Here is a 7,997-nt window from a genome sequence, read left to right as displayed (position 1 = left end):
CCTGTTGTGGGGCGGGGGTTGGGGCTGGGCCGGCTCGGGGTGGGCGCTAATTTTAACCACCCCGCCCGCGACCGGTTGCTGGGGCCCGGGCGCTCTTTCCCGAACGTCGATCAGGCTCTCCGCGCCTTTCTCCACCGGCGCCCCCACGACAGCGACGCGGGCCGCTCGGACCTGCGCATCGTGACGGCGGCTCCTTCCATGCCGTCCGCCGCCTCGACGGCCGGAGTCCGACCGGTGGCGGGCCCTCGTCCTCCCAGTTCCGGCCGGCTCACCTTCCTGACACCGGCAGCGCCGGTGTCAGCGGTCACAGCCCCGAGGTGTCGTGCGGTTCGACGAGCCCGTGGTGGTGGGCGAACCGGACGGTGTGGACGCGGTCCCTGAGCCCGAGCTTGGCGAGGACGCGTGAGACATGGGTCTTGACGGTCTGTTCGCCGACGTACAGCTGGTCGCCGATCTCGGCGTTCGAGAATCCCCTGGCCATGAGCAGGAACACCTCGTGTTCGCGCGCGGTAAGGCGTTCGAGGCCCGGCGCCCGGTCACGCGCCGGGGGAGCCGGGGCGAGGGCGTCGGCCAGCCGGGGCGCGAGGCGGCTGGTGATGGAGGGATCCAGGTAGGTGTCGCCGCGAGCCGCGACGCGGATCGCGGTCACGAGTTCGTCGGGCGGCAGGCTCTTGAGAACGAAGCCGGCGACCCCCGCCGACAGCGCCGAACGCAGGTAGTCGTCGGTGCCGAACGAGGTGAGCAGGATGATCTTCACGTTCCGGTGTCCTTCGGACCGGATGCGGCGTGCGGTGGCGAGGCCGTCCAGCCCGGGCATGCGGACGTCCAGGACGGCGAGGTCGGGAGCCAGGGACGTGACGGCCTCGACGGCGCTGCGTCCGTCGCCGACGTCGGCGACGCATTCCATGTCCGGCTGTGCGTCGAGTACGGCCCGGAAGCCGGAGCGGAACATGGCGTGGTCGTCGGCGATCACGATGCGCAGTGTCACCGGGCACCTGCCAGCGGGATCGTCACGCTCGATTCCCAGTAGTCCCCGTCCGTGGTGACGCCGAAGGTCCCCGATCCGCCCAGCGCCTCCGCCCGCTTGCGCATGCCACGCAGACCGAGCCCGGACCCCGGCGGTGAGGAGACGCAGGGTGGGTCTGCCGCCGCGGGGGCGACACGGTTGCGTGCGGTGAGAGCCACGCAGCCGTCGTGGCAGTCGAGTTCGACCCGCGCCGCCCGGCCGTCCCCGTGCCGTAGAACGTTCGTCATCATCTCCTGTGCCACCCGGTACACCGTGATGTCGACTTCCTTCGTGAGTGGCGGCGGTGAGCAGTACACGACGAACGTCACGTGCAGACCCGAGGCACGCAGACCGGTGAACAGCTCCGGCAGCATCGTGACTCCGGGCTGGTCGGTGGAGTCGCTGCCGTCGTGCAGCAGGGACAGCAGCCGCCGAAGGTCCGTCATGGCCGCCTGGCCGGACTGCTGTACCGCGGCGAGCGAGGTGTGAACCGGGCTGTCACCGGGGACGGCCGTCCCGGTGAGGTTCAGCCGGGCCGCCGTCGTGTGGACACCGATCGCGCTGACGTGGTGGGAGATGACGTCGTGCAACTCGACCGCGATCGTCTCGCGTTCCTTCGTCACCGCGGCGGCGATCTCGGCCTCCGCATCGCGCAGCGTGGCCTCCCGCTGCCGGCGCAGCTCCTCCACATGCTCCTTACGGGCGGTGGTGTAACGGCCCACCAGCCACGGCAGCAGCGTGTTGGCCGCGACGACACCGAGCACCGTCACCGGAGCGGTGAGACCGGTGATGACCACCGAGACCAGGATTCCGACGCACACCGTGATCAGCGCGGCGGCGGAGGACCGGCCGCGCAGCCACGCGCCGGCCCGGTAGGAGCTGACCAGTTGGCCGGCCGTGCTCGGATTGCGCCCCGGCATCACGAACGCCAGGGCGACCCCCACCGCCGCGTGCGTGACGGCGACCCAGCCGGACAGTCTCGGTGCGGACGCGAGCGCGACGTCGGCGGCGATGACCACGGCCAGCAGGACGGGCGTCCACGGGCCCGGATCCGGGCCCCGCGTGAGGAAGTTCAGGCCGTCGACGGCGGCGCACATCAGCGCGACCGACACGGCCTGGCGGGCCAGCGACCTCTGCGCGGCGTGCGCTGTCGGTCGAGCCGTCCACGGGCGGATCCATCCAGCCGCGGCCAGGTTCACAGTGCGGGACATCCGGCCATTGTGCCGGGGCGAAAGGGGGCCGGCGTCACTCTCCGGAGGGACAGACGATCACCGCCCGGTGTGACGCTTCGGCAGCCGCACACCCCTAGCTTTCCCGGCATGCGTTCTTTCCCTCACCGCCGTCGCTCTCGCGTCGTGGCGGGCATCGCCGCCGCGCTGCTCGTCCTGGCCGCCGTCATCATGTGGCCGGACTCCACCGTCAGAGTCCCGCGGGGTGCCGCGCCGGACTCGCTGACCATGAAACCGTGTTCCTACGACACCGAAGACGGCTCCGTGGCCGCCGACTGCGGGACTCTCGTCGTCGCGGAGAACCGGCGCGACTCCGGCTCCCGGCTGATCGCCCTGCCGGTCGTACGGATCCGGGCGGCCTCGGAGCCGGCCGGTGAGCCCGTCTTCCGGTTCGGTGGCGGGCCGGGACAGTCCAACATGGACTTTCCGCAGGCAGGCCGCCTGGCGGAGAACCACGACGTCGTGCTCGTGGGCTACCGCGGCGTCGACGGCTCGTCCCGCCTCGACTGCGACGAAGTGACGAACGCGCTCCGGTCGTCGGCGGACATGACCGGCGCGGAGAACCTGCCGCACACCCGCCGGGCCTTCGAGCAGTGCGCCGACCGGCTGCAGCGCACCGGCGTCGACCTGACCGGCTACTCGGCGGTCCAGCGCGTCGAGGACATGGAGTCGGCGCGCAAAGCGCTCGGCTACCGGCGGATCAACCTGCTCAGCTCCAGCGCCGGCACCCGGACCGCGATGGTCTACGCATGGCGCCACCCCGACGCACTCCAGCGTTCGGCGATGATCTCGGTCAACCCACCCGGACACCTGTTCTGGGACCCCCGCATCACCGACTCGCAGTTCGAGCAGTACGCAGACCTCTGCCGGGCTGACCGCGCCTGCGACGCGAAGACCTCCGACCTCGCCGCCACCATCCGGTCCCGGGTCGCCGACATGCCCAGCGGGTGGGGGCCCCTCAGCATCAAGAAGACGAACGTCAGCATCCTGAGCCAGTACTCCATGCACATGAACGGCGAGGGCTCGGCACCCGGCAACGCGCCCACGGTGATCGACGCCTACCTCGACGGCGGACCCGGCGCGATGTGGGCCATGTCGGTGCTGGCGGATGTCACGCTGCCGAGCTCCACGGTGTGGGGAGAGCTCGCCTCCTTCGCCATGATCGACGCGCCCACCATGCGGACCTATTACGGCCGGGGCGGTGATCACGGATCGATCCTGGGCAACTCCTCCACCGATTTCCTCTGGGGCGGCCCGGACGGATTCTCCACCGTGTGGCCGGACAGCCCGGACAACGCCGAGTACCGCACCGTGCGCCCCAGTTCCGTGGAGACCCTGCTGATCGGCGGCGAACTCGACTTCTCCACACCGCCGGTCAATGCCACGAAGGAGCTGCTGCCCTCACTGAGCCGGGGGAGCGAGGTGGTCCTGCCCGGCATCGGACACACCGCCGACTTCTGGCAGCAGCAGCCGGAGGCGGGCACGCACCTGCTCACCACCTTCTACGATTCCGGCCGCGTCGACAGCTCGCGATTCGAGCGGCGTCCGGTCGACTTCACCGCCGTCCCGATGAGCATGTCGCTGGTCGCCGGTCTTCTGCTCGCCGGTGTGACCGGGGTGCCGCTGCTCGCTCTGCTCGCGCTGGTACTGCTGGCCCGCCGACGCCGCAGCCGGGGCGCGCCGGACCGCCTCGCAGGCCGCTGGATCCGGCTGCTCGGCACAGTGCCCCTGGGTCTCGCCGGCTGGCTCCTTGGCGTTCTGTTCGCCTGGACCTTCGCTCCGCAGTGGTTCATCACCAGCCTCGCGGTGGTGGTGCCCGGCACCGGGCTGCTGGTCGGCCTGGGGGTGTACCTGGCCCGGCCGGCCGATGACCCGGACGGCTCGAACCGGACGACCGTACCGACGCTCGTCCTTCTCGGCTCCTGGATGGGCGCGTTGCTGGGCGCGCTGGCAGGGAGCGGGCTGCTGATACCCGCGACCGCCGTCCTCGGTGCCGTTGTCGGGGCCAACGCGCTCCTCGCGTTCCGCACCCTCCGGCGCCGCTCCCCGCTCGCTGCCACGGCCGTCACCGGATGAGACGGGGTGTGTGCCGATCCTGAAGCTGCGCTACCAGCAGACCCCGAACCAAGCCGTGCAGGGTACGGACGTGACGGCCTTCCGCTTCCGCCAGACGCCGCCGGTGATCGCTGTGCCCGAGGTCAAGACCCGCGCCACGCGCAAACGTGCCCTGGGAACAGAGGCGCACGACAGTCTGGAGAAGGTCCTCGTTCGCCTTGACGAGAGCCTCCACTTCGCCCTGTTCCGCTGCGCCGAGCGTGACCACCAGTTCCTCGTCCGGCATCTCGCAGCTCTGCTGCGGCGCCCCGAGGAGCGGGTGGTGGAGCGGCACATGGTCTTCGTCCATGAAGCCCTCGTCCGGAAAGACGACGTGGTAGCCCTCCTGGCCGACGTGGTGACCCAGCGCACCAAGCTGACGGTCGTCAAGATCAGCGGGCTGCAGGACTTTGTGGCACGCGTCTACCGGGCCGCCGAAACCGGCGCCGGATCCCGCCGTACCGAGACCGACAAGGGCACCACGGCCCTGCGCTCATACCGCTGGCCACCGACTGGATCGCCGGCCTCCCGGCAGCCGACCTTCCGACAGTTCCTCGGCTGGCTCAGCCAGCTCACCACCGACGAGATCACCACGCTCACCGACCCGGACACCGCCCGCCGCCTCATCCGCAGCACCGAACATCGAAGCCCCCGCGCCACCCAGGCCACGATTTTGAGCGGCGCCGGGACCTTCACCTGCCCCCTGCGCGGTGTCCGCCACAGCGGCAACGACGCAACCCTCGCACAGCTGCCAGCTGGTGCTCCCCTCGACCTCGTTCGCGACCCCGGCAACGAGACCGACCCGAACGCCATCCAGGTTCAGCACCAGGGTGTCTTCATCGGATGCTGGGACTTTTCTGGGACTTTCGGCTGCATCAACAGGCAAGAGCGTGAAACAACCGAAAGGCCATTCCCACAGGTCAGCGCTCCCTGACCATCCATCGCCGCAGGTCACAAAGCTGACTGGTCTCTTCCGGGACATATGAAAGCCTGCGGAATCATCACCGTCAGGCACCCCGCCGCACCCCACCCCACCTGCCGCGCAGAAACGCGAGGCGAGGTGGGGTGGAGTCTCCGGCACATCTCCAGGACGTTGAACCGGAAGCGACGGGACGCGACGCCGTGGCAACGCCGCGCAGAGGGGGCCTCGGGCTGTCCGCCGCGTGAGTCGGTGTCAGACCATGGGGTTGCCGCTCACGGTGGCCTCCGGGGGTACGAGGTCCTGGATGACGTCCCAGTGCTCGACGATACGGCCGTCCTCCAGCCGGAAGATGTCGACGATGACGACGGGGTTCGGCGCCCAGCCGTGGACGATGCTGTGGGCGAATACGAGGTCGCCCTGGGCGGCGATCCGCTTGGGCTCCCAGGAGAAGCCTTCCAGGTCCGGCACCGCGGCGCGGAGCGTGTCCAGGCCGCTGGGCATCTGGGGACTGTGCTGCACGTAGGGCTCGGCCCAGTACCGGTCGAGCGCGGAGATGTCCTTCTCGGTGAAGAGCTCCCGCATCGCGGTCAGCACGATTTCGGTGTTGCGCTGAGCCTGGTCGGTCGTGGTACTGCCGGTCATGGTCTTTCCTCTTCGATAGGTCCCACGGAGTTGTGGAGAGTGCCGCCGACCGTCGTGTCGGAATGGTGCGCCACTGGTCTCGATCCGCGAATTCGGCCGGACAGCGAGTGCCTTCGCGTAACGGAAGACCAGCTCTCCGGAGGAGAATTCCGGCGGGGACACGACGATCTGCCGCGCCCCGCCCTTGAAGGGACCCGGTCGCGACAGGCAGTACCCGATACGGAGGAGGCCGGTGCGGTCGGCATGTCAGACGCCGCTTCCGCGCCGGTCGGCGAGGAGCCGAGGTCGCGTTGCCCCTCCCCCGTGACGGCCGGCCGCGTGATCGGAACCACGCCCGCCCGGATCGTGCGCCGCACCGCCGTGCCGTGGGCGCTCTTCCGGCACGGTCGTCCGCGGCGCGTCGAGCCCTGCCGTGTTCCCGGCACTCATGGGATTCCCCTTCTGGAGTTCTGCGCCCGAGGGCCTCGGGCAACGCATCGGGAAACCGGTGCGCCCGGTAAGGCGGGTACAGGCCGACCAGCCTGCGGCACGCCACATCATGCAGTTGATGTGTCACCTACTTTAGGAATCGCTCGTTGATACGTCAACCAATGGGGGGCGCCGACTTACCGGGGCTCGATACCGGAAAACTTCTGGCATTGAACGAAAAACGGGTGCGTCCGGGATGGATGAGCTGTCGGTGATCTCGTTACGCTCCTGCCCATGGACGCAACGCCTCGCCGGCTGACCTCGGAGCAGAAGGCCGCCTGGGACAGTTTCATCCGTGTGCAGGAGAAGCTCGTCGGGCGCCTCTCACGCCGCGTCCACACCGACTCCGGCCTGTCCGCCTCCGACTACATCGTGTTGGCCAAACTCACCGAGACGGGCACCGGACGGTTGCGCTTCATGGACCTGGCCAAGCTCGTGGAGTGGGAGAAGAGCCGCATGTCCCACCAGGTCGCACGGATGGCGAAGCGCGGGCTGGTGGCCAAGGAGGAATGCCCCGACGACGGACGGGGAGCGTTCATCGTCGCCACCCCCGCGGGCTGCACAGCGATCGAGGACGCCGCGCCCGTCCACGTCGAACACGTCCGTCGGCTGTTCATCGACGCCCTCACCCAGGAAGAACTCGACACGCTCGCCCGGATCTCGAACCGCGTCCTCGCGCACATGGAGAAGCAGCCCGACTGACCGATCGGAGCGCGTCGACGTGGCGCCACGTGCGGTGCCACTGGCCGACACGGGCCGGGGCGAGGTCCGCGACACCGGGCGGCGGGCCCGGCCCGGTGCCGTCCTCCCGGTGCCGTCCCCTCGGTGTCGTCGCCCCGTACTCCGGTTGGATCGATGCCACATGACCCCGCCGGGTCAGCGGCCTCCGGCGTCGAGGTCCAGGTCGCCGGAGAAGGCGGCGGCCACGCGCAGCCACGGGGCCGCCTCTTCCGTGCGGCCCTGGCGTTCGAGGGTGCGTCCGAGCATCAGGTGGGCGTAGTGCTCGACCGGGTCCCGCGCGATGATCTCGCGCAACTGCTCCTCGGCGCGGGTGAGTTGCGCCGAATGGTAGTAGGCGCGTGCCAACAGCAGCCGCGGGGCGGTCTGTTCGGGCGCCTCGTCGACCACGGCGGTGAGCAGCTCGGCGGCCTTGGCGTAGCTCTTGGCCTCGAACAGCAGCCGGGCGCGTTCCCAGCGTTCGAGCGTCGTCTCCTCGTGCGGTACGCCGGGACCGTTGTCGAAGAGGTGCAGGGCGCTCGCCCAGCGGTCGGCGGAGGGCTCGCCGTCCGGGCCGTACGTCAGGGAGGTGTCGCTCACGGGAGTCTCCTTGCGGTGAGGTGCGGTGGCAGGCCCCCGCGACCGGGACGTCCGCCACGGGGCGCCCACGGCGGCGGGGGCGACGGGGCATGCGGGGCAGCCACCGCGGACGGCTTCATCATGACACCAGCGTACGAAGGGCTCCGTACGCCCTACGCCGACCGCGGTGCCGGTGATCGGTACGGAAGTGAAGATCATCGCCTTCGAGGGGCCCGGCCCCCGGCGCGGGGGGCGCCCCCCCCCGCCCCCGCCCGGCCCCCCGGCGGGGGCGCGCGGGCGAGTAGGCGGGCGGGGGGCGCCCCCCCGGCGCGCGCGCCCC

Annotated in this window: 7 protein-coding genes; 3 read left to right on the top strand and 4 right to left on the bottom strand. The window is 70.4% G+C overall.

Features of this window, described 5'->3' with window-relative positions; all coding sequences use genetic code 11:
* Nucleotides 1-304: 304 nt before the first annotated feature.
* Together ACFXPK_RS29050 and ACFXPK_RS29045 are read right to left on the bottom strand one after the other, a co-directional pair.
* Entirely contained in the window at nucleotides 305-988 is a 684-nt protein-coding gene (locus ACFXPK_RS29050; RefSeq protein WP_385002270.1) for a response regulator, read from the bottom strand.
* Nucleotides 985-2,217, bottom strand: coding sequence for a sensor histidine kinase (locus tag ACFXPK_RS29045; protein WP_385002273.1), 1,233 nt, complete (start codon nucleotides 2,215-2,217; stop codon nucleotides 985-987). Before ACFXPK_RS29045 ends, ACFXPK_RS29050 begins: the two co-directional genes overlap by 4 nt.
* Before the next feature lie 108 nt (nucleotides 2,218-2,325).
* Between ACFXPK_RS29045 and ACFXPK_RS29040 the strand changes: the two genes are divergently transcribed.
* Both ACFXPK_RS29040 and ACFXPK_RS29035 read left to right on the top strand, forming a co-directional pair.
* Entirely contained in the window at nucleotides 2,326-4,311 is a 1,986-nt protein-coding gene (locus ACFXPK_RS29040; protein ID WP_385080050.1) for an alpha/beta fold hydrolase, read from the top strand.
* Nucleotides 4,312-4,321: 10 nt separating this feature from the next.
* Entirely contained in the window at nucleotides 4,322-5,263 is a 942-nt protein-coding gene (locus tag ACFXPK_RS29035) for a hypothetical protein (protein WP_385080048.1), read from the top strand.
* Nucleotides 5,264-5,503: 240 nt separating this feature from the next.
* On the opposite strand, the gene ACFXPK_RS29030 is transcribed toward ACFXPK_RS29035, so the two are convergent.
* Nucleotides 5,504-5,893, bottom strand: coding sequence for a nuclear transport factor 2 family protein (locus ACFXPK_RS29030; RefSeq protein ID WP_385080046.1), 390 nt, complete (start codon nucleotides 5,891-5,893; stop codon nucleotides 5,504-5,506).
* Between the two features lie 702 nt (nucleotides 5,894-6,595).
* Here ACFXPK_RS29030 and ACFXPK_RS29025 point away from each other — a divergent pair.
* The gene (locus ACFXPK_RS29025; RefSeq protein WP_385002288.1) at nucleotides 6,596-7,063 is read left to right on the top strand and encodes a MarR family winged helix-turn-helix transcriptional regulator; all 468 of its coding nucleotides are present in this window, start codon (nucleotides 6,596-6,598) and stop codon (nucleotides 7,061-7,063) included.
* A 174-nt stretch (nucleotides 7,064-7,237) separates the two neighbouring features.
* On the opposite strand, the gene ACFXPK_RS29020 is transcribed toward ACFXPK_RS29025, so the two are convergent.
* Nucleotides 7,238-7,678, bottom strand: a complete 441-nt coding sequence (locus ACFXPK_RS29020) for a tetratricopeptide repeat protein (protein ID WP_385002291.1) — start codon at nucleotides 7,676-7,678, stop codon at nucleotides 7,238-7,240.
* Nucleotides 7,679-7,997: the final 319 nt, after the last annotated feature.

It is taken from the genome of Streptomyces sp. NPDC059142, from assembly GCF_042755665.1.
GTDB lineage: Bacteria > Actinomycetota > Actinomycetes > Streptomycetales > Streptomycetaceae > Streptomyces.
This window is presented reverse-complemented; position numbering and strand designations above follow the sequence as displayed.